Origin of the sequence: Undibacterium sp. 5I2 (assembly GCF_035019605.1) — a bacterium.
In the GTDB taxonomy this organism is placed as follows: Bacteria; Pseudomonadota; Gammaproteobacteria; order Burkholderiales; family Burkholderiaceae_D; genus Undibacterium.
The window spans coordinates 17,601-44,106 of sequence record NZ_JASJVS010000037.1 but is presented as its reverse complement, the minus strand read 5'-3'; the positions used below and the strand labels follow the sequence as shown (position 1 = coordinate 44,106).

Genomic DNA, 26,506 nt, shown 5'->3' with positions numbered 1-26,506 from the left:
TCCCAGTCATCTTTATTTTCCTCGTTTAGGTAATTATTCCTCCTATTGAGGTGTCCGTAAACATTAGACCATTACAGATTTCGAGTATCAGGCAGGAAGCGGAAAAACAATCTCTCCCCCAAAAGCCAGCTCAGGCGTTCTCACTTCGCCTCGCTCATTGTCTAGTCATGTTCAAGGAATTTCATCAATGCAATTTCCAGAAAAAAAGAATGTCCTGTGTGTTCGGATTGCCCTCAGTGCCATCGCCGGCACCCTGTTGCTGAGTGGGTATGCGCAAGCACAAACAGAGAGCGAGAACAATAAACTCCAGAAGGTGGAAATCACCGGTTCTAACATCAAGCGTGTCGATACCGAAACGGCCTCGCCGATACAGATTATCAGTCGAGCGGAAATTGAACGTTCCGGTGCCAGCAGTTTGTCGAGTGTCATACAAAGTATTTCCTCGAATAATACCGGTTCCTTGAGCGGCGTGGAATACAATGGTTTTTCACCCGGCGCGTCAACCGCCTCCTTACGTGGTTTGGGCAGTGGTGCCACGCTGGTGTTGGTGAACGGTCGTCGTATTGCTCAGTACGGTTTGACTGGTTTTCAATCGCAGTTCGCCAATCTCGATAGTATCCCGGTCGGTGCGGTCGATCGTATCGAAGTCTTGCTCGATGGCGCTTCGGCAATTTATGGCTCCGAAGCGATTGCCGGGGTAATCAATGTCTGGTTGCGTAAAGACTATACCGGTGCCGAAGTCAGTGTCAGCGGGTTGACCAATCAGAATGGCAAAGGCAGTAATGGCACGGTCAATCTCAGCTATGGCATGGGGGATATCACCACCGATAAATTCAATGTCTTCGGCAGTTACGAACACAATGATCAATCTGAATTATTGATGCGCGATATCAATGCCTATCATACTCAGGATTATCGCGGCATGGGCTTTAGCCGCGGCGATCGGCGCAGTTCGTATTCGTATCCGGGCAATATCTCTACCCCGGCCGGCTTTGTCTCGAATGGCCCGTGTAATCCGGCCAATTTAGCGGTGCGTAGCGGCACCACGCGCTGTGTGCTCGATAGCTTTGACAGTACGGCTGCCGTTCCCAAGTCTTCGCGCGATTCCTTGTTTACGCGCGGGACCTATGAAATCAATGCCAATCACAGTTTTTTCTTTGAAGCAGGCGTGACGCAAATCAATACCGATTTGCATTTTGATCCGCAGTTTTATTACAATAATGACAATAGTGAGTTGCAAGCCGGTGGGAATAGCTATTTGTACCGCGCTGGTGATTTGGGTCAACGTCGCATCGCTGTGACCGATACCGAAACGCGCTTGATCGGCGGTTTCAAAGGTGTGTTGGGAAATTGGGAATACGACAGCGCCATCGGTTATCTGAGCAGTAAGGCAACAGTCAACTCGACCGGTTTGATTTTGACGGATCAGATGGAGGCGGCGCTGGCCAACGGCAGCTATGTTCCGGGTGGTGCGAATGCGCCCTCGGTGTTGGCGGCGATTTCCCCGAACTTGCAGCGCAGCGGTCAAAACAAATCGAATTTCATCGATTTTAAAGTCAGTAATTCGGAATTGTTCAGTTTGCCGGGCGGCTCGGCCGGCTTGGCTGCCGGTGTTGAGTATCGTCGTGAAAGCACCAGCGATATCGATGATCCACAATTTGCCAGCGGTAATGTATTCGGATCCGGTGGTTTGCCAGCATTGCCGACGGAAAGCCGCACGACCTCTTCGGCGTATGCAGAAATCAATCTGCCGGTGTTGAAAACGGTAGAAATTTCAGCCGCTGGTCGCTACGATAATTACAGTGTCGGCGGTACCTCGGTGACACCGAAGTTGGGCATCAAATGGAATATTTTGCCTAACTTGGTATGGCGTGCCACCTCGGCACGCGGTTTCCGTGCACCGAATTTTCGGGAAGTGTCGCCGGCTGTTTCGGTTGGGTATTACAACGGGATTACCGATCCGGCACGCTGCGTAACCGGTACCGAAACGGCGTGTAATTTATCGGTGCTGGCCAATATTTCTGGTAATCAAAACCTGATGCCGGAAAAATCGAACAGCTTCACCACTGGCTTGGTATGGGAACCGATCAAGGATTACAGCATCACGCTTGATTACTACCGGATCGAGCGCACCAATGAAATCAGTTCCTTGGATATTAACTATTTGCTGACCAATCAAAATGATCCGAATTTTGCCAAATTCATCACGCAACGCGATGCCAACGGCGATATTTCAGCGATTTCTCTGCCTTACATTAATATCGGTAAAACCCGTACCAGCGGTATCGATCTTGATTTCAAAGGGAAAGCCCATTTGGGCGACAAAGGTACGCTGAATTTCCGTTCACAACTCAATTTCATTAAAGAGTATATGAGCACACCGTTCCCGGACAGCCCTACCGTCAATTACAACGGTACTTACGATCAGCCTAGTTTCCGTGGCAATGTGGCCGTGGCTTGGGAAAAAGGCCCGTGGACCAATGAAGTGGCCATGACCTATACCTCGGGTTACAGCTACAACGCTTCACCGACAGATACCTGCCAGCTCGATAAAATTTACGGCGGTTCGCAGTCGTATTGCCAGATCCAGCATTTTTCGCAATTCAATTGGTTCACCGGTTATAAGGGTTTTAAAAACATCGAGCTGAGCTTACGCGTTCAAAATATTTTCAATGCCAGCCCTTCGTTCGATGCCAGGAGCGCACTCAATAACGGTTCCTTCCCGTATAACCCGGGTTACTCGAATCCGTTCGGACGCCGCTTCGGAGCGACGCTCAAATACACCTTCAAGTAAGCTAATTGGTCGGGAGCGCAGGCTCCCGATTTTTTCAGGAGACAGGCAATGTATGTGAATCGAACAGTACGTCGCGCCCTTGCGACAGCGGTATTGGCGGCATGGGCAGCGGCGAGTATGGCCGCGACTGCGTATCAATCGGCCGCCGATATTCCGGTGGAAGTATTTTTCAAGCGCGTCGATTATCGTAGTTTGAGCTTATCGCCAGATGGGAAGACACTGGCGGCCGTGGTGCCATTAAAAACCCGCGGCAATTTGATTTTGATCGATATCGCCACACGCAAGGCGCAAATCATCACCAGTTCGGAGCGCTTCGATGTGGCTTCGCTGGAATGGGTAGGGAATAAATTTTTACTCTTTAAGGTGGCCGATGGCCAGGATGCCTCCGGTCGTTTCAATTACAAGGGTGCGTATTATTACGATGTCGAGCAAGCGCAGGTGCAGGAACTCGAGAGCACCAATGGCGATAAAAAAAATGCTATCCATATCACCAGCATTCTCAGTCATGAAGGCGGGGATTCACCGATTGCCATGGTGACGATGAATGGCCGTAGCCGCGAATTCGAAGATGTGTATCGATTCAATTTCAAAACCCGTCGCCATCAATTCCTCAGTTTTGATTCACCGGGGCGTACCAGCGGCTGGGTACTCGATACCAAAGATCGTCCGCGCATCGCCATCCGCGAAGAGTTGCGAGTAGCGCAAGGCCAAGCCCAAATGACGACTTACTGGCATTTGCCAGTCAATTCCGATAAATGGGAAAAATTGTTTGAGTCATCGAGTTACAACGATGGCGTCAGCTACCATATTCTCGGCTTTGATAATGATGACCGCACCCTCTACGTCGCGAGCAATCGTGATGGCCGAGACAAAATGGCGGTGTATAAATACGATACCACGAGCAAGCAATTTGGTGCAGTGGTGGCCGAGGATGCGGTGTTTGATGTCGACGGCGAATCGGCCGATGCACGCCTGATACGCGATCCCGATCCGAAAAATCGGCGCGTCTATGGTCTGGTGTATCAAGGCTTGACACCGACACGGGTGTGGTTCGGTGAGAGTCCGAATAAGGCCATGTCTGCCGCCATCGATGCCACGTTACCAGCGAGTTACAACACCATCCGCATCAGTGAAAACGGTAGTAAGGCTTTGGTACGCGCGAGTTCGGATGTGGATGCGGGCAGCTATTATTTCTATGATGCGGAAAAAAAATCGCTGGAGTTTTTACTCAAGGAACGCGATTGGGTGGTGCCGGCCCTGATGGCTGAGCGCAAACCGATCGCCTTCAAAGCGCGCGATGGCCTGCCGATTTACGGTTACCTGACTACGCCGCGCCATACTGAAGCCAAAAATCTGCCGCTGATTGTCAACGTCCATGGCGGCCCGATGGTACGCGGCTACCATAGCGAATCATGGGGACGCTGGCCGGAAGCGCAATTTTTCGCCTCGCGCGGCTATGCGGTGTTGGAATTAGAACCACGCGGCTCGGTCGGTTCTGGGCGAAAAAATTACTTGGCTGGCTGGAAGCAATGGGGTGGCACCATGCAAGACGATCTCTCCGACGGGGCCTTGTTCCTGGTCCAAGAAGGGATAGTCGATAAGCAGAGGATGGGACTGTTGGGCGGCAGTTATGGCGGCTATGCATCATTACAAGGGATGGTAAAAAATCCTGAGCTCTGGCAATGCGCCGATGCCAGTGTGGCAGTCTCCGATTTGGGCTTATTGCAAAGTGTCACTTGGTCTGACACGGCCGAAGCCGGTGATGTGGCGACCGGCGGTTATTTTGCCAATGAATTCGGCTTATGGGTGGGCGATGCCAAGGCCGATGCCGCGCTGTTCGAATTGCGTTCGCCTGCCAGAAATGCCCAGCGCATCCGTGGACCGATTATGTTGAGCATGGGTTCGGATGATCGCCGCGTACCCTTGATTCATGGAGAAAAAATGCGTGATGCGATGAGCCAAGCCGGTAAGTCACTCGACTATAAAGTGTATGCCGAGGAAGGCCATGGTTTCAATCGTGATGTCAGCGTGTTTGATTTATATCGTCGCGGTGAAAAATTCTTTGCCGACTGTTTGAAGAAGAAATAAGCTGTCGCTGGCCGGCGCGTCTCAAGCATGAGGAGGCGTGACGCCCGGCCAGCGCATCCAACAATCGAGCGCGGCAGCAGCAATCGTGACAATAACGATCGCCTCCCGCAAAGCAGCGTCCGCGCCGGCGTCGGACAGGCTGACCACGATGCCGCAGCCGGCACCGATGGCGAATAATAATGTGCCCATCAAGGCCGAGGCGGTACCGGCACGTGCGCCATGTGCGGCCAGCGCCAGCGCGGCGGCATTGGGAGCGATCAAGCCTATGCAACTGAGAAAACAGAACAAACCACCGAGCAGCACGGGCAGTGGCAAGCGGGTCCCATCGCTCAGCGTCAGCATGCCGAGCAAGACCAAGGCGAGCAAAAACACCAGCGTGTTCGAGACGATGTTGCTCAATGCATAGTGCTTGATCAATTGCACATTGACTTGCGCCGCCACGATCATGCCGAGTGAATTGACGGCAAACAAGACGCCGTACTGCGCCGGGCTCAGGCCATACTCCTCGATGAACAGCGGTGCCGACACGGCGATGTAAGCATACATGCCGGCCTGCACCAAGCCATTACAAATGGTATAGCCAAGAAATTGCTCATCGCGCATGAGCAGGCCGTAATTGCGAAACGCTAAACGCCAGCTCGCTGGCAGCCGTCGTTCGGGCGGCAAGCTTTCTGTCATCGCACAGCGTACCGCCAACAGACAAAGCCATCCGAAACCGGCCATGACACCGAACAAAGCGCGCCAGCCGCCATACTGCAGCAAGAAAGCACCAAGCGATGGGGCCAATAAGGGTGCCGCGCTGACGACCAACATCAGTTGTGAAAACAGCCGTGCCGCCGCGGCACCGCTGCTGAGATCGCGCACCACCGCACGCGCAATCACCATGCCGGCGCAGGCACCGAGTCCTTGCAAGCCACGTAAGGCAATGAAGCCGTCGGCACGGTCGACCAGCATGCAGCCGAGCGCCGCCACGGTATAGATCAGCAAGCCGACTTGCAGCGGCGGTTTGCGGCCGTAGCGGTCGCTGAACGGACCATACAACAATTGACCGAAAACCATGCCGAGCAAATAACTGACCACCGACCACGCGACGACCGGCCGCTCAGCACCGAACTCAAGCGCCAAGGCAGCGGCGGCCGGTAAGTACAAATCGAGTGCCAGCGGGCCGAGCGCGCACAGGGCACCGAGCAAAAAAAGTACGGGGACGGGGCGTCGAGCAGGCGTATCCATACCGCTGTCCTTTGGTGATGATCACAACAACGGTATCAGCAAGCGCCTTGGCAAGCTATAGGACGAATACGAAAATGCGGCCGGCGCAAGGGCCGGCCCGTTTATGCTGCGGACAAGGCCGGATTGAGACTGTAACGGCCACAGACTTGGGCTTGCGCCAGAATGTGCGGGGCCAAGGCGGCGCGCACCGTCGCACCATCGATGCGATCACTGAGCGGCAATTGCGCGATATCGAGGGCATAGAGGGTGAAGATATAGTGGTGCTCGATGCTGTCATTCCATGGCGGGCACGGACCGTCGTAACCGAAATACTCGCCCGCCATGTCGGCATCGCCGGCAAACCAGCCGGTGTAATCGTTGAGGCCTTGCCGCGCGCTGCTGTCGGCCAGCTCCGGGCCGGGTTTTCCGCGTGGCGTCACGCCATCGCTGTAGGCACCGGCGGCGATGTGGCGCAGCGTGGCAGGCAGGTCGATCAGGGTCCAATGGAAAAAATCGACGCGTGCCAAATCGGCCGGAACTTGTCGATCGGCACGGTTGACATCGTCGCCACGCGAAGGGACATCGGGATCATGACACAGCAGTACGAAAGAACGTGTACCCGGCGGCACATCGCTCCACGCCAGCGGCGGGTTGCGATTCGACGACCACGCCACGTGCTGCTGCGGATCGATCTTGCCGAAGGCGTAGGCTGGCGGCAGTAGGCCGTCGTTTTCAAATGCTTCGCTCGATAGTTTCATGCTGCTGGCTCCCGATAAAATTGTTGTGCCGCAGTGGCGCGGCGAGAAACTTGATTATAGCCCTGCTGTGCAGATAAGGTTGACGATCAGTCGCCACCAGGAAGACGGCTTCCGGTATACTCGGCGAGTATGCATTTAAGCAATAATTGACCGGACTGTCTCTGCCTTGGCAGCGCCGCCACATTGATTCCTACGCCAGTTCAACTGATGTGAAAGAACACCGCATGAAAGCAGCAAAAACAAGCCAAGCAACACCGATGACCGCCGAGCGCAAGAGTATTAATCTGGCCTTGCAAGGCGGTGGCGCGCATGGCGCTTTCGGCTGGGGGGTGATGGACAAGTTTCTTGAAGATGGACGTATAGAGATTGAGGGAATTTCCGGTACCAGCGCCGGTTCGATGAATGCCGTGGTCTACGCTTTTGGTAAGATCAAGGGCAATGATGGCGCACGGGCTGCATTACATGATTTCTGGAAAGCCATTTCGGATGCCGGTCAGAAGTATGCGATCAAACCGACACCGTTCGATGCCCTGTTTGGCGGCAATATGCTGCAAACCATGGTCCACAGTGGCATGAAGATGCTGACCGATACGTTTTCGCCATATCAACTCAATCCGCACAATGCCAATCCCTTGCGCGCCGTATTGGAAGCCCAGGTCGATTTCGAAGCCTTGGACCGTTTGGCACAGACCAAGCTCTTCATTTGCGCAACCAATGTACGTACCGGTAAGGCCAAGGTATTCCATACGGATGAAATCAGCGCCGATGTGGTGCTGGCCTCGGCCTGTCTGCCGCAATTATTTCAGGCCGTGCAGATCGGTGACGAACATTATTGGGATGGCGGTTACATGGGTAACCCGGTGCTCTATCCGCTGTTTTACCACACCGATTCACGCGATGTGGTGATTGTGCATATTAACCCTATCGAGCGGCCGGGCGTGCCGACGACGGCCGGCGATATCGCTAACCGTCTCAATGAAATCACTTTCAATGCGGCCTTGATGAAGGAATTACGCGCCGTGTATTTTGTCCAGAAAATGATGGACGATGGCTGGATTAAAGATGAGTACCTGAAACAAATGAAATATGTCTTGATCCATTCGGTACGCGCCGATCAAGCGATGTCGGATTTATCGGCCGCCAGCAAAATGGACAGCGATTGGGATTTCTTATGTATGCTGCGGGATCGCGGCCGTGCTTGCGCGAGCGCTTGGTTGAAACAGCATTTCAATGATCTGAATCAGCGCTCCAGCGTCGATTTGGAAAAAGAGTTTATGTAAAGCAGTGTTGTGGCAATGCTGCAAGTATGTTGGTTTTTTGCTTGCCCATCATGCCCAACGTGTATGCTTCTGAACAATAATTATAGCAAGGCCCGCGCCACCTACCCTGGCAGACCTTGCCCCCTACCCCTGGAGTAAAGATGCAGAATTCCCCGAGTTGGTTACCACATGAATTGAGCATGACGGTATTGATGACGCCTGATATGGCGAATTTTTCCGGCAATGTTCACGGCGGTACTATCCTGAAATATCTCGATAGTGTCGCGTATGCCTGTGCCAGCCGCTATTCGGGCAGCTATGTGGTGACCTTGTCGGTCGATCAGGTGATGTTTTTGCAGCCTATCCATGTCGGTGAGCTGGTGACGTTTCTGGCTTCGATCAATTACACCGGCAGCAGTTCCATGGAAGTCGGTATCAAGGTGGTGACCGAGAATATACAGGCACGTCAGGTTCGGCATGCCAACAGTTGTTACTTCACGATGGTGGCGGTCGATGCCAACCGCAAGCCGACCGCGGTGCCGCCGCTGGAAGTGATCACGCCACAGCAGAAGCGCCGTCATGAGCAAGCGGGACAGCGCAAATTATCGCGTCAGCAATTGCACGGTAAAAAGAAATCGTAATCAGTCTTTCTGGAGAGTGGCATGGTGTATGCGTTTTTTCAGAGTGGCTGGTTGGCTGATCATCTCGATCTGAGTGCGGCGATCGTGATGGCCTTGCTATTGCAATTGCTGTTATTGAAAACTTTGACAGATGGAAAAAAATTACTGAAAAGTAATTTACTGTTATCGGCCCTGCTGGTATTGCTTAGTCTGAGTGCCAGTTATATGCCGCTGCTCGGTTGGTCGGACGCGGCCTTGTTGGTGCAGGAATGCAGCACCATCGGCTGGGGCTTGGTGTTTCTTCGTCTCAGCAGTGTGCTGCTGTTTCGCTTGCTGTTGCCGGCCATGCGTATCAAAGCGCCGCGTATTCTGCAAGATATTGTCTTGGTCTTGGGCTGCATCGTCTGGGGCTTGCTGCGCTTGCGTTACGCCGGCTTGAATTTGAGCGGGGTGGTGACGACCTCGGCCGTGATCACCGGTATTTTGGCATTTTCCATGCAAGATACCTTGGGGAATATTCTCGGTGGCTTAGCCCTGCAACTCGATAATTCGATACGCATCGGTGACTGGGTCCGGATTGATGATGTGCGCGGTTGCGTGGTCGAGGTGCATTGGCGCCATACGGCGGTGCGGATGAATAATGGTTCGCGTGTGATCATTCCCAACAGCATACTGATGCGTTCCAAGTTTGAAGTCTTCAGCAGTCCGGATAGTCCGAACTGGCGGCGCGTGGTGCGTTTCAGCAGCAGCGCTGCCGTGGCACCGCAACTCGTGGTGGCAGCGATCGAAAGCGCGCTGCGCGCGGCGCATATTGAGCATGTCGCCACATCGCCACTGCCGCAATGTTTGGTGCTCGATTTTGCTGAGGGTTCCACCCAGTATATGGTGCGTTATTGGTTGAGCTTACCGCAGGCCGATGAAAGCACCGACTCCATAATACGGCAGCATATTTATGCCTGTTTGCAACGCCAAGGTCAGGGTTTTGAAATGGGTCGGCCATGCATGGATATCAACCTGGCCAATGATACCAGCGAACGCCGCGCCGCCCAATTGCAGGACAAAATAGAAGCGCGTATCCGCACGCTGGCACAAGTGCATTTGTTTTCCACCCTGAGTCGCGAAGAATTATTGCAAGTGGCGACGGCGGTAAAGGAAAATATTTTTGCGCGCAATGATGTGATGACGAAACAAGGCGATGTCGGCCACTGGATGTATTTGCTCGTGCGCGGTCAGGCCGATGTCAATTATGAAGTCAGCGCCACCGAGCGACGCCACTTGGCCACGCTCAGTGCCGGCACGGTGTTCGGTGAGATGGGTTTGATGACGGGCGAACCGCGCCGCGCCACGGTGACGGCGAAAACACATGTGGAATGCTACCGGATAGATAAACCGGTATTTGATGCACTCATGCAAAGCCGCCCCGATTTGGCCATGGAAATGGCGGCATTGCTGAGCGAACGCAATCAGGAATTACTGAAAATTCATGAAGTCAATATCAAACCCGAGCAGGTTCAACATGGAAAATTACTCAGCAGTATCAAGCAATTTTTCAAATTAAGCGCGTGACGGGCACAACATTTCCAAGGGGAGCAGCACGATGCGAGTACAAATACTAGGATGCAGCGGCGGCATCGGCGGCCCGGCCCTGCGCACCACTTCACTACTGCTTGACGACGATGTCTTGATCGATGCCGGCACCGGCAGTGCCGATTTGTCGCTGGCGGCGCTGACGGCAATCGATCATGTGTTTATCACGCACGCGCATCTCGATCATATTGCCTGCCTACCATTTATTTTAGACAGTGTCGGCGATAAACGCAGCAGCGCTCTGACCGTGCATGCGACGGCGGCCACGCTGGCAGTGTTACAAACGCATATTTTCAATTGGCATATCTGGCCCGATTTCAGCACGATTCCTTCGCCTAGCCAGCCATTTCTGCGCTTTCACACGATCACTGAGGGTGTGGCGGTGGAATTGAGCGGTGGTCGTCGCGTCACCGCCCTGCCAGCCAAGCATACCGTGCCGGCAGTTGGCTATTTGCTCGACAGTGGCCGCGCCAGTCTGGCCTTCAGCGGCGACACCACTTGTTGCAGCGCTCTGTGGGAAGCGCTCAACGCGGTGCCGAATTTACGCCAGGTAATTATCGAAGCGGCGTTTCCAAACGCCGAGCGCGAATTGGCGCTGTTGTCCAAGCATTTGTGCCCGAGCTTGCTGGAACAGGAATTATTGCAACTGAATGCGGCCGTCGAGATATTCGTCACCCATGCCAAACCCGGGCAATTCGAGCATATCGCCGCCGAAATCGCCGCTTTCAGCGGCCGCCATCGGCCGCGTATGCTATTGCACGATCAAGTATTTGAACTGTGATCGCCACTGCCTGCGCGCGGCTCAGCGCAGGCTATTGTTTTTAAAGTAGTGCTCGGGTGAAATACGGATCGCGGCACCGGTAGGACAAGCGCGCACGCAGGAAGCCCCGCCCGACAAATCCTTGCACAGATCGCACTTGACGGCTTTTTTCAAGGCATTCGGATCATAATCAGCTTGACGTTGACCCGGTGCGGCACCAAGACCAAACAAAGTCCACAATAAACCACCGCCGGCTTTCGGCGGCTTTTGCACCGCCATTTGGATCACGCCATATGGGCAATTGCGTTCGCAATTACCGCAGCCGATACAGGCGTCACTGATGAAGACTTCCCCCTGCTGCGAGCGGCTGATGGCATCGGGCGGACAATCTTTCATGCAGTGCGGATGTTCGCAATGGCGGCACGCGGTCGGCAAATGGATGTTGGCAAAACTGGGGCCGAGTTCGCGCTTGAGACGTGAGGTACCCTGATGGGTTTCGGCGCAGGCGGTTTCACAATTATTACATTGTATGCACAGCGACTCATCGATGAGCAAAACATCAGACGCTTCACCGACGCCTTGACCTAGCAAGAAGCGCATCAAATCACTCTCGCGCCCGGTGCTTTGCTCGAGCATCACATTGTTCTGGGTGCGCTGCAAGGTTTTTGCTTCTATCGCCACGCGCAAGGCGGGGTTGGCGGCCAACTGCTGCTTGAATGATTCGCCATTGAGTATCAGGGCTTCCGTCATGACGGTGGCGGTAACGGTGGCGGAACGGGGCGCATCGCTGAGCAAGGCCATTTCACCGACGTAGTTGCCGGCCGACACATAAGACAGGATGCGTTCCTTGCCTTCGCTCAATTTCGACACGGTGACCGAGCCGCGCCGTATCAGATACAGGCCGTCGGCACTGTCGCCATCGCGAAACAAGACTTCATTGGTATTGTAGCGCCGCATCTGCACACTGCCGGCAATGAGGGCATCGATCGATTCCGGCGTCAACATCGGGCCGATGTAATTGGCAATCGCGTGGCGCACGAAGACTTCGTCCATTTGCGCACGTACATCGTCGACGGCGGAAATGAGTTTGAGCATGGAGCGGCGCGGTGTTTCCAGCAACACACAGGCTTGACCGGCGCGCACGGTAGCGCTGCGACGGCGGCCGGAAATCAAACCCATTTCACCGAAATACTTGCCTTGTTCCAGCGTAATGGTTTTCGGCTTGCCATCGGCACCGACCACCTCGACGTCCACCGAGCCTTCGACCACAGAATAAAAGGTATTGGTGTAATCAAATTTCTTGAACACGACGCTGCCGGCGGTGGGCGTGAGTAAATTCGATTCGAGCAAAAATTCACGCAACTGTAACTTCGACATGCCTTTGAACAAGGGCACATTCTGCATGATGCTGTCGATCACCAGCGAAACGCTGGCAGCCGGTTTCCAGGCTTTGAATTTGGCGCGCAACAGCGGCTCGTCGACCGGTTCGACCGGCTGACCGAGAATGGTGTGCACCACTTCGTAGCCTTGGTTCATGGCTTGCTTGATCAGCGGATAACCACCGAGTGCACCGACGATGTACAGACCCGGCACATTCGATTCATAGCTTTCCGATAAAACCGGCACCGAGGTGGGGTTAGCGTTAGGAAAAACGATGCCGAAACTTTCGATCAACTTGCGTGGCGGCGTGGCACCGAGGCGCGCGATGACGCGATGACAAGGGATGCTGGTCTCCCCCTCTTTGCCATTGAACACAAAGTTCAGCGGCGCACTGCCTTGACTGTCTTCGATGCGCACGGTATTGGCGCTGTAACAGATAGTGATTTTGCCGCTTTTTTCTGCCGCTAAAATCAGGCTGCGATTACCATCTTTACAAAAGACGAATTCATCGCCGCGGTTCATCAGATAAACTTTATTCTGATTGGCCAGCGCCAGCGCGTTTTCTATACCGGCGTCACCGGCACCGATGACGATGATGGTTTCACCGACAAATTCGTCGGGGTCGGCCAGGGTGTACTGCACGCGCGCATGGTCTTCGCCCGGTGTGCCGGTCTTGCGTATATTGCCTTGCAAACCAATGCCGAGCACGACGCTCTTGCTCAGATAAGTACTGCCATCTTCGCTGCGCACGGTAAACAATTGGGTACTGGCATCGCGATCGATGGCATTGACGCGCTTGCCGTAGGCGATATTAACCTGTAATTTGAGCAGTTCGGCATCCCAAGTCGAGAGCAATTGCTCACGTTTTCCGACGCTAAAACTCATGTCGCTGCGCAAGGGCAAGATCCCCGGCTCGGCCATGATATGCTTGCCTTTTTGATACTTGAAGATGGTATCGGAAGCGTGCTTGGTATCGGCTTCGAGCAGCAAATGCGCGCTGCCGAGCGCACTGGCGCGCGCTGCCGCCGACAAACCGGCCGGGCCGGAACCGACGATGATCAGATCGTAGATGGGCGTGTCTTGTGCGGGCATAAGTGGTTCAGTCATGGTTGGCCTGCTTGGCCGGAGTAGGAATGAGGCCACGTAAGCCGCTCAGTTCGGCACTGAACAGCTCGGGCTGATAACGCTCTTCATTGATCAGGGTTTTACGCAGCGCCGCCAAGCGGCGGTTGATGTCGGCCACACCAGTCAGCGCGCCTTGTTTCGACAGCGAAGCGGTCAAACTCGAAATCGACATATAGGCTTGCTCGGCACCGGCGTAATCGGCATAACTGCCGGCGGCGGCTTGGGCGACCAAGGCGCGCAAGACTTCGCGCAACAGCGCTGGATCGAATTGCTTTTGCTCTAAAACATTCAGGTAGCGGCCGATGTGCGACGAGAGTTGTTTCGCCAGCGCCAGCGGATCGGCATTGCTGTTACCGGCGATGGAACGATGCAATTGCGCGACTTCCTCATTGAAAGCGGCCGAACCGGGCTTGTCGACGGCAGCAATGATGGCACGCAACATCAACAAATTGCTGTCATTCAAATGCATGCGCCCAGGACCGACGCCCAAGCGCGGCGAGGCTTTCTTTTCACTCATAGGGTGATGACAGGAATGGCAATCAAACAAAACCAATTCCGGGAACAAACCGTCGCGACCGCGTTTCGGATCGACCAAGGTATCGAGTAATTGTTTGGCCGCGAGTGCCTGACCGATGGCCCAAATCCGGTTACTGTCGTATTCGCCTTTACGCTGATGCCAGTCGGCATCAATTTTGTAATGCGCCGGAGCGATGGTGGCGAAGGTTTCGAGTTCGAAGGAAATGCGCGGGTGACCAGCACCCATGATGCGGTGCGTGACGAAGCGGTTTTCATCACCGAAATGGCAAGACAAACACAGCTTGGCTTGTTCGACCGGACGATCGGTCGGGTACAGGCCATTTTTCACATTCTCGGCATGGGTGGTGCCGGCCACGGTATGGGAGGCGATCCATTTTTCGGCTGGGCCATGACAAGCTTCGCAAGCCACGCCTTCCGAGACTCGATGGCGTTCGCCTTGCAGTTTCGGGGCCGGATTGTGGGCATGGCAATCGAGGCAGATTTTGGCTTGCTGCGCCGGTTCTTTGAGACCGAGGCTGCTGGCAATCTTGCGCGACTTGTCGCTAAGCAAAACGTTATAGGCTTTGGCATGTTTATCCAGCCGCACCCAGGTGGTGTACTCATTCTGCAAGACATTGCTGTCCTGCCAAGGCGTGACCGAGCCATGGCAAGTACTGCTGGCGCAATTGACGCTGCCGACCGTCTGTGCGGTGGCCACATTCGGCAAGACGGCATCGTTAGCGGCGCTGGCAGCGCCAACACCGCTTGCCAGCGCCAGCACGCAGAGTATGCGCACGATCATTGAAAGGGAAATAGACGCTCTCACTTGCTTCCTTTCGGCATGGTTATGGCAGGCTTTCCAGAGACAAAGTCTTGCATCCGTATCGTATCGGTGACTTTCCAAATCTGGCCGTCAGGCTGCATATACAGTTTTTCCATTTCTTTGGCCAGGAAAGGACGCGCACCTATGCGTCCGAACACGGCAATTTGGTTGCCGGTTTCATCGACGGCGCGGTCACGATCCAAACCTTTCGACAGCGACAAGGCCGCCGAGGCAGTGCGACGCCAAGCGATCAATTGCGGTTTCGGTTCCGGTGAAAAGCCATAAAAACGCGGTTGGCTATCAGGTGAAGTCAATTGCAAGACTTTCAAACCATTCTTGCCATCGGCTACATAAGCAAACAGCGAGGCATTGGTACTGCCGACCACGACGTCACGCGCATCATTGAGCTTGCCGTCGGCGGTAAACAGTTGGTACAGGGTCGGCTGGTCGGCTTTTTCGATATCGATGATGGCCAGACCTTGCGCCCCGGCAGCGACATAGGCATAGGTGCGGGCCAGATACAGTTTTCGGCCATTCTGCAAGGGCACACTGTTCGCCTGTAACACCGGTTTGCTCGGCTGCGTCACATCAATCACCCGCAAGCCGGTTTTATCGGTCACGTACAGGTAGCGGAATTGCAAAGCCGAGGCGCGCGCATCATCGAGCGGCACTGTCGCCACATGGCGTGGCTTGAGCGGATCATTGAGGTCGACAATCACCAAGCCGGCCGGCGTGGTGATGTAGGCGTAGTGCCCGCCGAGCGTGATATGGCGCGCACCGGTCAACAAGCCACGCGGATTCCAGGTCAGCGCGCGGGTGAGAAAATTATTGCGCGGCTCGCCGTCGGCCAAGGTATCAACATTGCTCAGTATCAAGCCCTCTTCGGCATCGGTAATGAAGACATAGTGATAGATAGGATGGAAAGCTTGTTCCTGATTGGTCACACGCATCAAATCGCCGCTGTTACGCGTCGGTGCGATAGGCTGATTGGTCGGCAAGGCCATGCAGGTGGCGTTTTTCGAAGCAATGTGGGTGCCTTGCCCGAGCGCCGAAAACGGCGCGGTGACGATGCGTTGCGACACGCCTTTATTGACGATGTTGGCGGTGTCATAAACACGGAAACCGCCCTTGCCTTCGGCCACGAACATGTATTCGCCGCGCAATTGCAAGCAATTGACCGCGTCATCAGTGCCATGATCGTGCGATTCCGTCAGCTCACCAAGATGTTCCTGATGGCGACGGAACCAATCGGGATAGGCATAGCGCTGCAAATAACTGCCGATCACCGCTTGCGGCTCGTCCCATTCGGTCACCGTGGTCGCTTCGATGTGACGGCTTTCGCCCAACCAAGCGTTATAGCCGATGAAATTAACGAAGTTCGTGCCTTGCAACAACAATTGCGCCATGATGGCATTGTTATCGTTGTCTTGTGATACGTGGCAATCGCTGCAAGTCTTGGTTTCTTCCTTGCGTTCCGTATGCGGGTAATGCGGTGCGAAGGCTTGCGAAGAAAAGCCGCTGGCAGCGATCGGTGGCTGCTGTATGTAGATTTTTTCGCGGTTGATATTGGTCGACGACAGCACCAAGGCCGAGCTCGAACGTACCGGCGTGACCTTGCTGCCTTTCACAGGTCCACTGATACCGAGCTGGAACATGTCATCGCGCACTACCTGCGGATTATACGAAGCGTAATTACGCGTTTCGCCGCCTTCGTAATGATTGCGTTCGGTTTTCCAGTTGGCTTGAATCGGCAAATGGCAACCGGCACAACTGGTAGTCCAAGACAGATGACAAGTGAAACAAGTCATCTTGTCATCATCATGGGCGAATTTCGCCACGCCCGGGCCCCACTGCCCGGCGCGACCTTCTGGCCCGGCCGCCATCAACTTGGCACGTGCCGCCTTGGCATTGTATTTAGGATGCTCGGGATTAACGCTGTCGCGCACCAGGCTGACTTCCCACTCTTTATCGGGATCGAGCGCGGCGCGTTGATACAGTTTTCCTTCGCGCCATTCAAAGCGACGTCGGCCATCTTGCGTCTTGAGCAGGGTCAGATCGAGGCCACCCGGTTGCGCCGCCGGGCCGCTGGTATGCAAGGTCGGATATTTCTTGGCCGTACCATGACAATCGGCACAATCGATTTCAATCGCCGCCGCCGCTTCTCCGTAAATATGGCCATTGCCATGCATGTCTTGGGCAAAATGACAGTCGACGCAATGCATGCCGAGGTCCATGTGTATCGAGGACAAATGCACGGTTTTCTTGAATTTATCCGGATCATCATCGGAGACGATCTTGCCTTTGGCATCAAGCAATGCTCCTTTACGATTACGTTTGAACACGGCACGGAAATTCCAGCCATGACCATGGTAATCGGCAAACTGGGTGTCTTTGAGCTTGCTATTGAGTTCAGAAACATTTTTCAAGAACTCGGGCTCATTCCACTTGCCGCGCGCGGCCGCTTCTTCCGGGTTACGGTCTAAACTGCTGCGCAATTCCGCATCGGTCGGGTACTTCTGCTTCTCCGGCCACATATGCGGGGCATCCGATTCGTAATCCCACATGGTGTAGCCATAGAAAGAATTGACGAAGACATTCGGTTGATGCATATGGCAAACCATGCATTGCGACGAGGGAATCGCGCGCGTGAAGGCATGGCTCAAGGGGTGACCGGGTTCGTTTTTAGGGATGGTCGGATCGATGCTCGCGCTCGTGCCATTGTTACCGAACTTGGCATATGGCCCGGAATGTTTGGGGTCGCGGTCATTGGCGTAAATGGTATGACAGGCGGTGCAACCGGAAGAACGATAATCGCCAGGCTGGTCATTGGTGCCGAGGAACCACAGATGCGGATCGTTCAAACGGGTCTTGGTGATATTGATCGCCGGAACGGCAATCCGACTGCCGGTGCCGGGGCCACGATTCGATTGATGGATATCAGGACGACCCGGTTCATCGAGTTTTTGCAAGGTACCGGAAACATTGGGCAAACCGATTTCTGGAAACTGACTCGAAATTACCCGACCGCCCCGTTCAAACACGCGAAACACGTCGGCCGGCGGGATAGTTTCCCAGGCGGGCAAAGGATAGAGGCGGTCGAGTATGCCCTTGTACACAAACTGTTCGTTATCGACGCGCACAGGATTGATCACCGTACCGGGTTGGCTGTCATGGGTATACGATTCACCGAGTACATAACGTTTGTACGGCAAAATCCCATTGTTGTAACTGGCCCCGCCCCAGAGCATGGCCGAGCTTGCCATCAAACTGCGTTCTTGCGCCTGGATCACAGGTAAATGACAACTACCACAGGCTTCACGCGCAACGCGTAAATCACCGGGATTGATGAAGCGGATATAGGCCGGATGTTCTTTATTGAGACGCGCAAACGAATGCTGCGGATTAGCCGAAGATGGATAATTCCAGAATTTTTCATCGCGCGGCATGATATGCGCCGCATCCAAAGCCTTCCAATACTGTGGCGTCTTGGTCGCGCCAGTGTGCGTGATACTCGCATTACCACCATGGCAATCGGTACACCCGAGCACCACCGCCGGATTGGCATGCATGGTATGACGGTCGGTCGCGCTATGGCAACTCATGCAGCCGGCCGATTTGGCTTCGGCTTGGGCAGCAGTTTGTGCTTTCGGCGCGGCTGGGGCGATGTGATAATCGCGTTCGACCAGTTTGGCACCGTCCGACGCAGCAGCCGGTGCGGACCAGAGCAAGGGCACGCCGCCCAACAGCAGGCAGCACAACGCGAACAAGGAAAGGCGGAGCAGGCGAAGGATTTTCAAAATGTCAGTACCATGTTTAAAGCCACGGAATAAAAACTACCATGCCCATCGCCATACAGGGCGCGCAAGCCGGCCCCCGGTTGCAGCACGGAAGCCGAGCCATTGACGATCAGGTTTTGGGTAAAGTAAGGGCGCCAGTGGAAGCCGACCGAGAGGTCGGTGCCGATCACAGCCGAAGGCATGGCTTGATTGCGTAACAGCGAGAGCACACTGGTTTCCATGAAACGCAGATATGACACATTACTGAACAGTCGCAATTGCGGCAAGACATCGGCATCGATACCGAGGCCGACCATGGCCAAACCAGGATTGACGAAATTCGATTGCCCTTCATCGGCCGAAGAACGCAGTGAAGGCAAGAGGCTATTGCGACCAGCAAGCGCCACCCCACCCCCACCGATCAAGGGCAAGGCTTGGCGCACGAAGAAAGTACTGTCGGCACCGGCGAATTTGGGATTTTCCAAAATGGCATCGAAGCCGGTCGCCTTGTTATCGTTCGGATCTTTATCGCCAGTGGCCAGCAAAACATTGCCGCGCACGCGCAGCCAGTCTATATCGCGCGACAATTCAGCGGCAAAAAAGCCGGCACGGATTTGCTGCGCCTTTTGCGCGATAGGATTATGTTCATCGGTGCCGAGGGCGGCATAGGCCGAAGCAGTCAGATTCCAGCGACCGAAGTGGCCGTCGCCGTTATAACCAAGATAAGTAACTTGGTACTTATGCGGGCGCACATCGCCGACCGCGGCCGGGCGCACCAGAAAACCATTGCTGTCGTAAGCAAATTCGGTTTCACGGTTGCGATTATGAATCACGCTGAACTGCGAAGTAAAGCCAAGCATAGGCCAATCCTGCCGGTACAGATTGGCGACAAACACATCATCGTGACGCAAACCCTTGCCGAGATCATTGAGACCGCTGTTGCTATCTTTTTCTATACGGCGGAACCAAGCCAGATTGTATTGAAATTCATTATTGTGACGGTTGCCGAAAACACGTATCCCGAACGGTGCATCCTGAAATAGAAAACCACGGAAATCGGCATTGAATGGCTGTATGCCGATGCGCATACTATCGAAGTCAAAGCGTTCGGAGACATTACGCAAATGGAAATCGGCGAATAATTCCTGCACAGCGGCAAACTGGTCGTTGCGCGTCGTCCCTTTGCCCGGGTCGATATTCAGCGCCCCAGCTTCTCGCACAGAAGCATGATTAAAATTGAATACAGGCACGAAGCGGAATTCAAAATCCGGTGGGCGGAAGGTGGTATCGCCCTTGATCAAAGCGAAACTCAGGGTCAGGTTTTGCGCCAAAGCAGTTTGCTGCCCAGCACCGAAGATATCATTGGCCCCCGCTCGTATCGCCACCTGTGCCGCCACTGGCGTGGGCAAGCGGCGTGCTTCAAAGTTAGTCTCAGAGACCACGCCTAACTCAAAGAACAGTTCATTCCCGAGACTCTTGAGGACAGGCATATCCCCCTTGAGCGGGTTTTGATTATACGGATCGTAGAGCGGAAATTTATAGCCCAGCGCCTGCATCAAGCGCCAGCGATCCGCTACGGCCTGTGTTTCACGCGGCAAGTCGGCTTGCGGTGGCGCGACTTGGGCACTGTCTATCGGCGGCAGTGTCAGCAGCATAGGCACATGCCCGGGACGCACACTATCGACGCCGCCCGCGGCAGTGTCATCAAGGAAGCGGGCCGCTTGCGCGGCGGGAAAGATGAACAAGGCCATCTGACCATACTCGGCCGGCACATTTTGTATCCAACCGCTGAGTTGGCTAGGCAAGGCCACCCGATACCAGTCGCCGCGTTGCTCCAACACATTGAGCAAATTCCCCCGCGCGACTTCCGCCATCGCCTCGGCGCTGCGCGCTGGCGCGCCGCGAACCAATACCGTAGCGGCTTGCACTTGCAATTGCGTAAATGCCGGCTGCGTCTCTTGCGCCGCCACTTCAGCACTGTAAAACAGTGCTGCCATCATCATTCTAAGAAGCAGCGGTTTATGCATCACAAGCCATCGCAGACGTTTTGCTCACTACTAGCATTGAACGGTGCCTGCGGACATTGCGCATAACGCAGACGCAAACCCGACAGCGGCAAGGCCACACTGTCGATGCGCATGGCGGCCGGCGCATGGCCGAAACCACTGTGCAACGCGGCAGCGGCACGCGCCACCCCAAGGAAAGCAATCATGTCATCTTGATCGACACCATCACCAGAGACACCGATGGCAGCGATCAAGGTATTGCCACGGTAAATAGGAAAGCCGCCCGGGAAAATCTGTATACCGTTTTTCAATGCGGCGATGCCGGTATTGGCCGGACTGCCACTGGCGCTACAATTATTATTCGCCGTACCTGGTTGCGTGATGGCTTCGATCAAGCTGCTGTAGATCAAATCAAGCTGCAAACCATCATTGAACACGCTCCACTGCGACAAAGCTGGGGCCAAAGGACCATTGCTATTGGCATCAATGCCATCCGGAAAGTTTGGTCGTGCAATATTACCGATGGCGCGCGCTGAAAAAGCCGTACCATCAGCGAAAGCATACGACTGATTGAAAAACGTTTGCGCCCCAGCTACATATTTGCTGGCTAAGCTGAATGGCGCACCGTTTGCAAATCCCGTCCCGCCCAGATAGGCCAAGGCTGGCTGTGCGTTCAGCGCGGCGGCGCTTTGCGTCGAGGAAAAGAACACGGCCGTGCGTGCTTTTTGCAGCGACACATCGGTACCGAATACCGGCGCATCAGGCGTGCGAGTCAGCCCGAGCAGCTTGCCGTTGAGATCGACCACCGACACGCTGACTTGCGCCGCCGATCCCTGCGGACTGCGAATCTGCGCACGCGCTTGATTCGCCACACCTAGTGCTTGCTGCAACAAGGCTGTTACCTCGGCCGCACTCAAGCCGCTGCCGCCTTGATCGATGGCTACTGGCGTTTGCGAAGCGCTGGGCGCATAGCGTGGCGCGCCACTGCTATCGCTGAGCACATAGCCGTTCTGCGTCTGAAACACCGAGGCATCCGCCACAAAGCCCGAAGCCGCCGTACCAAAAGCCTGACCGGCCCGAATCGACGTGGCATCATAATATGTCGCCACCGCCGACAACTGCCCGGCACCGGCTACGCTGACATCGCGCAAACTGAGCGCGCTGACCGCGATCAATGCCGCATCGGCATTCGTATATGGCAAGGCCAAACCACCGGCAGTGATACGCTCGGCACGAATGCAACTTGGCGCTTCGAAACCTTTGCCAGCCGACTGGGCGATACGTTCATCGATATCGGTATTGCCAGCGGACGGCGTTTTATCGAGCCCATAGACCGCATCGGCCATGACACCGATACCACCAACCACGCGGCCATTCTTATACAAGGGGAAACCACCGGGATCGGCCGATAAGCCTAGCGGAGAACGCTTGGGGCCAACACTGTCGACAATGCCGCGCGTAACAAAATCACCACATGGCAATTGACTGAACTGCACACCGAATAAGGGGCCACCGGCAGTTTGTAAAATTTCCGGAGCGAAATGGTTTTGAATAATGTAGCTGGCCGTGCGGGTGCTGAAAGCATTGCCGGAAGACGACAGATACGCACCAGTCAGTGACTTGGCGATGGCCGCCAACTCCGATGGCACGATGCCATTGAGCGCTTCCAAGCCTTGCGCTGGCACACCAAGGCGCGAACCGATGCTGATGGTATCGGCAGCGCCCGTCATTTTAAATACCGCCAGCACATTCCCAGAGCGGTCGACTACCGCGACCGTGGCTTTGGCATGAATACTGACGGCCGCTTGCACGGCCTGAGCGATGATGGTTTCGACCTCGGCCGCCGTCAAAGCTTGCGGCACTGATGAGATCGTGAATTGACATCCGCTGCTGACGGCGGCACTGCTGCCGGCACTGCCGCCGCCGCCACCGCAAGCACACAGAGCGGCCAGCAAAGTCAAGGCCATGGCCAAGCGGGCGCGCGGCTGGAAGAAACTCGAGTGATTCATCATGGGACTATCTTTTCCGCCGCAAGTGCTGGCACATGTGTCTTGCTCAATATCGAAGCGGCACTCGCGGCCGGCAAGTGGAAACCATGGCATAAGCCACAATCGGAGCGCACTTTATTCGGTACCGGCGTGTTGCCGGCATGGCAGGTACGGCAATCGCTGATGCTCGGCATCAACACCTGATCGGCTTTGCTTGAACTGGCAGCCTTATGGCAATCTGCACATTGCGCCGTAGCATGTTTACTGTGATCAAACGCGGCTTTCGGCATCCAACTATGGGCTGCTGCCAATGGGGCAATTTTCCACTGTGGCATATCTTGCCCCGGTGTACCGGCTTGACCTGGCGTATTGACACGACTCACTTGATGACACACCACGCAGGAGGTTTTTTCAAACAAATCGGTCGCCGCCGCCACTGCTCGGCTACGTGCATCACCAGGGGCATCGATAAAACTGGCCACGGTTTGGGTATGCGTGCCACCGGGCCGGATCTGAAATGGTGCTACCAGGTCTGGCCGACGGTCGAGTGCGACCCGATTGACGCTGACATAACTATAAAATTCACGCAAAGTCGACAACACTTGCGATACCGAGCCGTGCGGCACTTCGCGCTGCGACACGGCTGGCTCAAACTTCAGCGCATGACAGCTCTGGCAATCTTTTTTCATAGTCACCGGGACAAACCCCACCCCATCGGCATTGGGCTTATGGCAAGCCACACAGCCCAGCACTACTTTACCGTCCGGGCTGGCTACCCCAGCCTTGGCCACATGCACGTCATGCGGGAATTTCAGCGTCGTGCTTTCCGATAAGGGATGGTCCTGACGTTGCCGCACCAAGATGCCGGCGGCATCCGCCGTTTGAATACGGAAAGCCGGATGGCCGGTGGCAAAATCGCTGACGTTCTCGGTTTTCGTAGCCGCAAAACTGGCTTTAATATTGGCATGGCAACTACTGCAAGCAACTGCCGTGTAACGTTTATTTTGCTGCGCCAAGCCAAATTCACCTTGATGATCACGATGGCAAGTGGCACAGCGTACCTCATGCAGCTCAGCAACATTGGCGGTATGCTGAGGGACATGGTCGCCGGTGTTTTTATGACAGCTCAAGCACTCTTTATCTTGCACCCGCACGAAAGGCTGAGCATGACAAACTTTACAATCATTGGCCCAAGGCTGATGAGAACTCGATACATGACCAGGATTCCAACTGGCATCGAGTTGCATATAAGTGGGGGCGGCGGCGCGTGGCGGCGGTGCGGTAGCATGCTTAGCAGCACTAATCTCGGCCGCGCTCGCAGGCGGCTTGAAATACTGACCGGCATGCATAGCCGCAAATTGATCGGGCCAGATACCGGCGGCAATCGGTGCCAGTAAGCAGGCACTGATCAGTGCCAGAAACAAAACCCAGGAAAGCCAGCGGCGCCCGGCCAGCGGTTTTTGCAGCCGCGATATTTCCGCAGAAATCGCATCGTCAGGGGTACTGTGCATCTTGACCTACCAGTAAAAGAAAACGGCAACGATATGGGCAATCAAGCAGGCCAACAGGGCGAACGATAGCGGTACATGAACGATGAGCCAGACTTCCGTCCAACTTTTCAGGCGTACATAGGCGCGAATACGATTGAGCTGCTGCAAGCGTCGAAATTGCAAAGTGTAAATTTCTTGCAACAGCGGCGTGCGCTCGGCGCGATTTTGCTCGAGTGCCGTCAACGTTTGCTGGGTCGCACAGTGACGATTGCGCCCGGTAAATCTTTGCCAATAAGCATCAAAAATATGCGCCCGCGCCGATTCTGCCAAGCAAGCCTGGATCTCTGGCGTCGTGGTGCCAGCCAGTTGACGGCATTCATCGTCAAGATCGCGCAAGCTCTGCCCGTATTGCTGCAAAGTTTGGCCGTTCAGCAAATTCCCCATCATCGCCGGTTGCCGCAGATACAGCACCACACCCCAGAAGCCGCTGAGAATGACAGCAATCGTCAAGGCATAGGCCAGCGTATGAATATTCCAAGCGAATTCAAAACCGGTATGCAAAGTTGCCACCACGGTCAAGGCCAAGCCCAAGTAGACATGCGCCGACAACCAGCCGCGCAGCGTACCGAGGGTGGAATGGTAGGCGCGCTTGCGCATGCCGAAAGCGAGTAACCACAAGATCAGCAAGGCCGCCACGGTTCCGAGTCCGTAGCCGAGCGGCGTGCCGCCATTGGGTTTGAGCGGTGGATTATCAAAGGCGTACAAGATGATGCAAAGCGCCATCAAAGCCAAAGCTAATTTCAAATATTTTAATTTCCCAAAGGATAAAATATTGTCTTGCGTCATAGTTGAAAGTGCTCTAAGTTAGCGTCTGTTTTGCGGCGCGAGGGCAGTTTTATTTGCCGTATGAATAAGAAAATAGCAAATTATACTTTGCTCTACGTCAATTACATCCAAAAAACCCGACACTTCATGATCATTTTTTTCTTTCTTGCAACACTCCTGCTGACTTTGATCGTTGGACTGCTGTGTCTGATCTGGAAAAAGCCCATTTCCCTCTTGCGCAACGCGGCATCGGGCTCGCCGGAATGGAAATTGATGCTCGCCAAGCGTTTGGAAATTGAAGAAGAAGTGTTGCAACCAGTCAACACTCAAACACTGCTGCGGCAAGAATGGACGCAATTAGCCGATCAGGTACTGGCACGCGGCCCCGTTGCGGCGGTAGATGGCCCCGATCAGCGTTGGCAACTGAGCGCCGCCGTGGCGGTGTTGGCGCTCGCTATCTATGCTTTGACGACACAGTGGGATAGCCGCGTCTGGCAATCGCCGGGGGCCGACGCCGTTACCGAGGCCAGCGTGTCGACCGTATCAAACGAAGCGAGCATGCCAGACAGCGCCAAACATCCGGGCAGCAGCGACCCGATCGAGCAGCGGATTGCGCAGTTAGAGAAAAAATTACAAACCGCACCGGATAATCTCGAAGGCTGGGTATTGCTGTCGCGCTCGCGCGCCTTGCAGCGCAATTTCAGCGGCGCAGCGCAAGCACTCGATCAAGCCTTGCTGTTGGCACCGGGGCATCCCGACATCCTGGCCGACCTGGCCGACGTATTAGCGATGAGCAATAACAAAATACTGGCTGGACGACCACTGCAACTGATACAACAAGCGCTGCAAAATGATCCGGTCCATGCCAAAGCCTTGTCGCTGGCAGCTACTGCGGCCATGCAAAACAATGATATCGAGCTGGCGGCCGACTACTGGCGCCGTCTGCGTGCCAGCTTCCCAGCCGGTGCCCCCGACATCGCCCAAATCGATGCGATTTTGGCCGATTTACCGGTGCGCCGTGCAGCTACTACTGCTGCAACTGCAGCAGCTGCGGCAGCGCCGGCACCTGCGGCAGCGACCACCAGCCTCGCCGGACAAGTCAGCGTGAGCAAGGAATTGCAACAGCGCTGGCGCAGCGCCGGGCTGCCGGCCAGCGCCACCTTGTTCATCATCGCCAAAGCGCCGGACGGCACGGCCATGCCACTGGCGGCGCGACGCTTTCCCGCCAGCAAATTACTGGAAAGTAACTCCCTGTCGTTCCAGCTCGACGACAGTCAGGCAATGAATCCAGCCAAGAAGCTCTCGAGCATGCAAAAAGTCCGCTTGGAAGCGCGCATCTCGATGAGCGGCACACCGGGCAAGCAAGCTGGCGATTGGTTTGTTGCCCTCGATGACGTTGCTGTCGGTAAGCAAGATGTGCTGTTGCGCATCGCTACCGTGCTGCCGTGAAGCGTACTCTGATGCAGAGCACGTATATTCGCTACTTTTTCCGATAGAAATTA

Annotated in this window: 16 protein-coding genes; 7 read left to right on the top strand and 9 right to left on the bottom strand. The window is 55.0% G+C overall.

Going from position 1 to position 26,506, the window contains the following annotated elements; genetic code table 11:
- Nucleotides 1-187: 187 nt before the first annotated feature.
- Together QN359_RS13280 and QN359_RS13275 are read left to right on the top strand one after the other, a co-directional pair.
- On the top strand, nt 188-2,794 hold the full coding sequence (locus QN359_RS13280) for a TonB-dependent receptor plug domain-containing protein (protein ID WP_322247381.1): 2,607 nt from the start codon (nt 188-190) through the stop codon (nt 2,792-2,794).
- A gap of 54 nt (nt 2,795-2,848) precedes the next feature.
- Nucleotides 2,849-4,882: an alpha/beta hydrolase family protein gene (locus QN359_RS13275; protein ID WP_322247380.1), complete on the top strand. Its 2,034-nt coding sequence runs from the start codon at nt 2,849-2,851 to the stop codon at nt 4,880-4,882.
- 21 nt (nt 4,883-4,903) lie between these two features.
- On the opposite strand, the gene QN359_RS13270 is transcribed toward QN359_RS13275, so the two are convergent.
- Both QN359_RS13270 and QN359_RS13265 read right to left on the bottom strand, forming a co-directional pair.
- Complete coding sequence (locus tag QN359_RS13270) at nt 4,904-6,112, bottom strand: multidrug effflux MFS transporter (RefSeq protein WP_322247379.1); 1,209 nt, start codon at nt 6,110-6,112, stop codon at nt 4,904-4,906.
- A gap of 101 nt (nt 6,113-6,213) precedes the next feature.
- Entirely contained in the window at nt 6,214-6,849 is a 636-nt protein-coding gene (locus tag QN359_RS13265; protein ID WP_322247378.1) for a YbhB/YbcL family Raf kinase inhibitor-like protein, read from the bottom strand.
- A 224-nt stretch (nt 6,850-7,073) separates the two neighbouring features.
- Between QN359_RS13265 and QN359_RS13260 the strand changes: the two genes are divergently transcribed.
- The 4 genes from QN359_RS13260 to QN359_RS13245 all read left to right on the top strand — a co-directional run bounded on the left by QN359_RS13260 (nt 7,074) and on the right by QN359_RS13245 (nt 11,096).
- The gene (locus tag QN359_RS13260) at nt 7,074-8,129 is read left to right on the top strand and encodes a patatin-like phospholipase family protein (protein WP_322247377.1); all 1,056 of its coding nucleotides are present in this window, start codon (nt 7,074-7,076) and stop codon (nt 8,127-8,129) included.
- A 140-nt stretch (nt 8,130-8,269) separates the two neighbouring features.
- Nucleotides 8,270-8,749 (top strand): acyl-CoA thioesterase, encoded by a 480-nt coding sequence (locus QN359_RS13255; RefSeq protein WP_322247376.1) that lies wholly within the window; start codon nt 8,270-8,272, stop codon nt 8,747-8,749.
- 21 nt (nt 8,750-8,770) lie between these two features.
- Nucleotides 8,771-10,294, top strand: a complete 1,524-nt coding sequence (locus tag QN359_RS13250; protein WP_322247375.1) for a mechanosensitive ion channel family protein — start codon at nt 8,771-8,773, stop codon at nt 10,292-10,294.
- Between the two features lie 31 nt (nt 10,295-10,325).
- Entirely contained in the window at nt 10,326-11,096 is a 771-nt protein-coding gene (locus QN359_RS13245) for a 3',5'-cyclic-nucleotide phosphodiesterase (protein ID WP_322247374.1), read from the top strand.
- Nucleotides 11,097-11,117: 21 nt separating this feature from the next.
- On the opposite strand, the gene QN359_RS13240 is transcribed toward QN359_RS13245, so the two are convergent.
- The 7 genes from QN359_RS13240 to QN359_RS13210 are packed head-to-tail and all read right to left on the bottom strand — an operon-like array spanning nt 11,118 to nt 25,025.
- On the bottom strand, nt 11,118-13,562 hold the full coding sequence (locus QN359_RS13240; protein WP_322247373.1) for a cyclic nucleotide-binding domain-containing protein: 2,445 nt from the start codon (nt 13,560-13,562) through the stop codon (nt 11,118-11,120).
- Complete coding sequence (locus QN359_RS13235; protein ID WP_322247372.1) at nt 13,555-14,922, bottom strand: multiheme c-type cytochrome; 1,368 nt, start codon at nt 14,920-14,922, stop codon at nt 13,555-13,557. Before QN359_RS13235 ends, QN359_RS13240 begins: the two co-directional genes overlap by 8 nt.
- Nucleotides 14,919-18,716, bottom strand: a complete 3,798-nt coding sequence (locus tag QN359_RS13230) for a hypothetical protein (RefSeq protein WP_322247371.1) — start codon at nt 18,714-18,716, stop codon at nt 14,919-14,921. The genes QN359_RS13235 and QN359_RS13230 overlap by 4 nt, the downstream gene beginning before the upstream one ends.
- Nucleotides 18,713-20,692, bottom strand: a complete 1,980-nt coding sequence (locus QN359_RS13225) for an SH3 domain-containing protein (RefSeq protein ID WP_322247370.1) — start codon at nt 20,690-20,692, stop codon at nt 18,713-18,715. The genes QN359_RS13230 and QN359_RS13225 overlap by 4 nt, the downstream gene beginning before the upstream one ends.
- Nucleotides 20,693-20,721: 29 nt before the next feature.
- The gene (locus QN359_RS13220; protein ID WP_322247369.1) at nt 20,722-22,713 is read right to left on the bottom strand and encodes a heme-binding protein; all 1,992 of its coding nucleotides are present in this window, start codon (nt 22,711-22,713) and stop codon (nt 20,722-20,724) included.
- Nucleotides 22,710-24,200, bottom strand: a complete 1,491-nt coding sequence (locus QN359_RS13215; RefSeq protein WP_322247368.1) for a cytochrome c3 family protein — start codon at nt 24,198-24,200, stop codon at nt 22,710-22,712. Before QN359_RS13215 ends, QN359_RS13220 begins: the two co-directional genes overlap by 4 nt.
- 6 nt (nt 24,201-24,206) lie before the next feature.
- The gene (locus QN359_RS13210) at nt 24,207-25,025 is read right to left on the bottom strand and encodes a hypothetical protein (protein WP_323493305.1); all 819 of its coding nucleotides are present in this window, start codon (nt 25,023-25,025) and stop codon (nt 24,207-24,209) included.
- Between the two features lie 126 nt (nt 25,026-25,151).
- Here QN359_RS13210 and QN359_RS13205 point away from each other — a divergent pair, with 126 nt between their 5' ends.
- A complete protein-coding gene (locus tag QN359_RS13205) occupies nt 25,152-26,453 on the top strand; it encodes a hypothetical protein (protein WP_322247366.1) in 1,302 nt (433 codons plus the stop codon).
- Nucleotides 26,454-26,506: the final 53 nt, after the last annotated feature.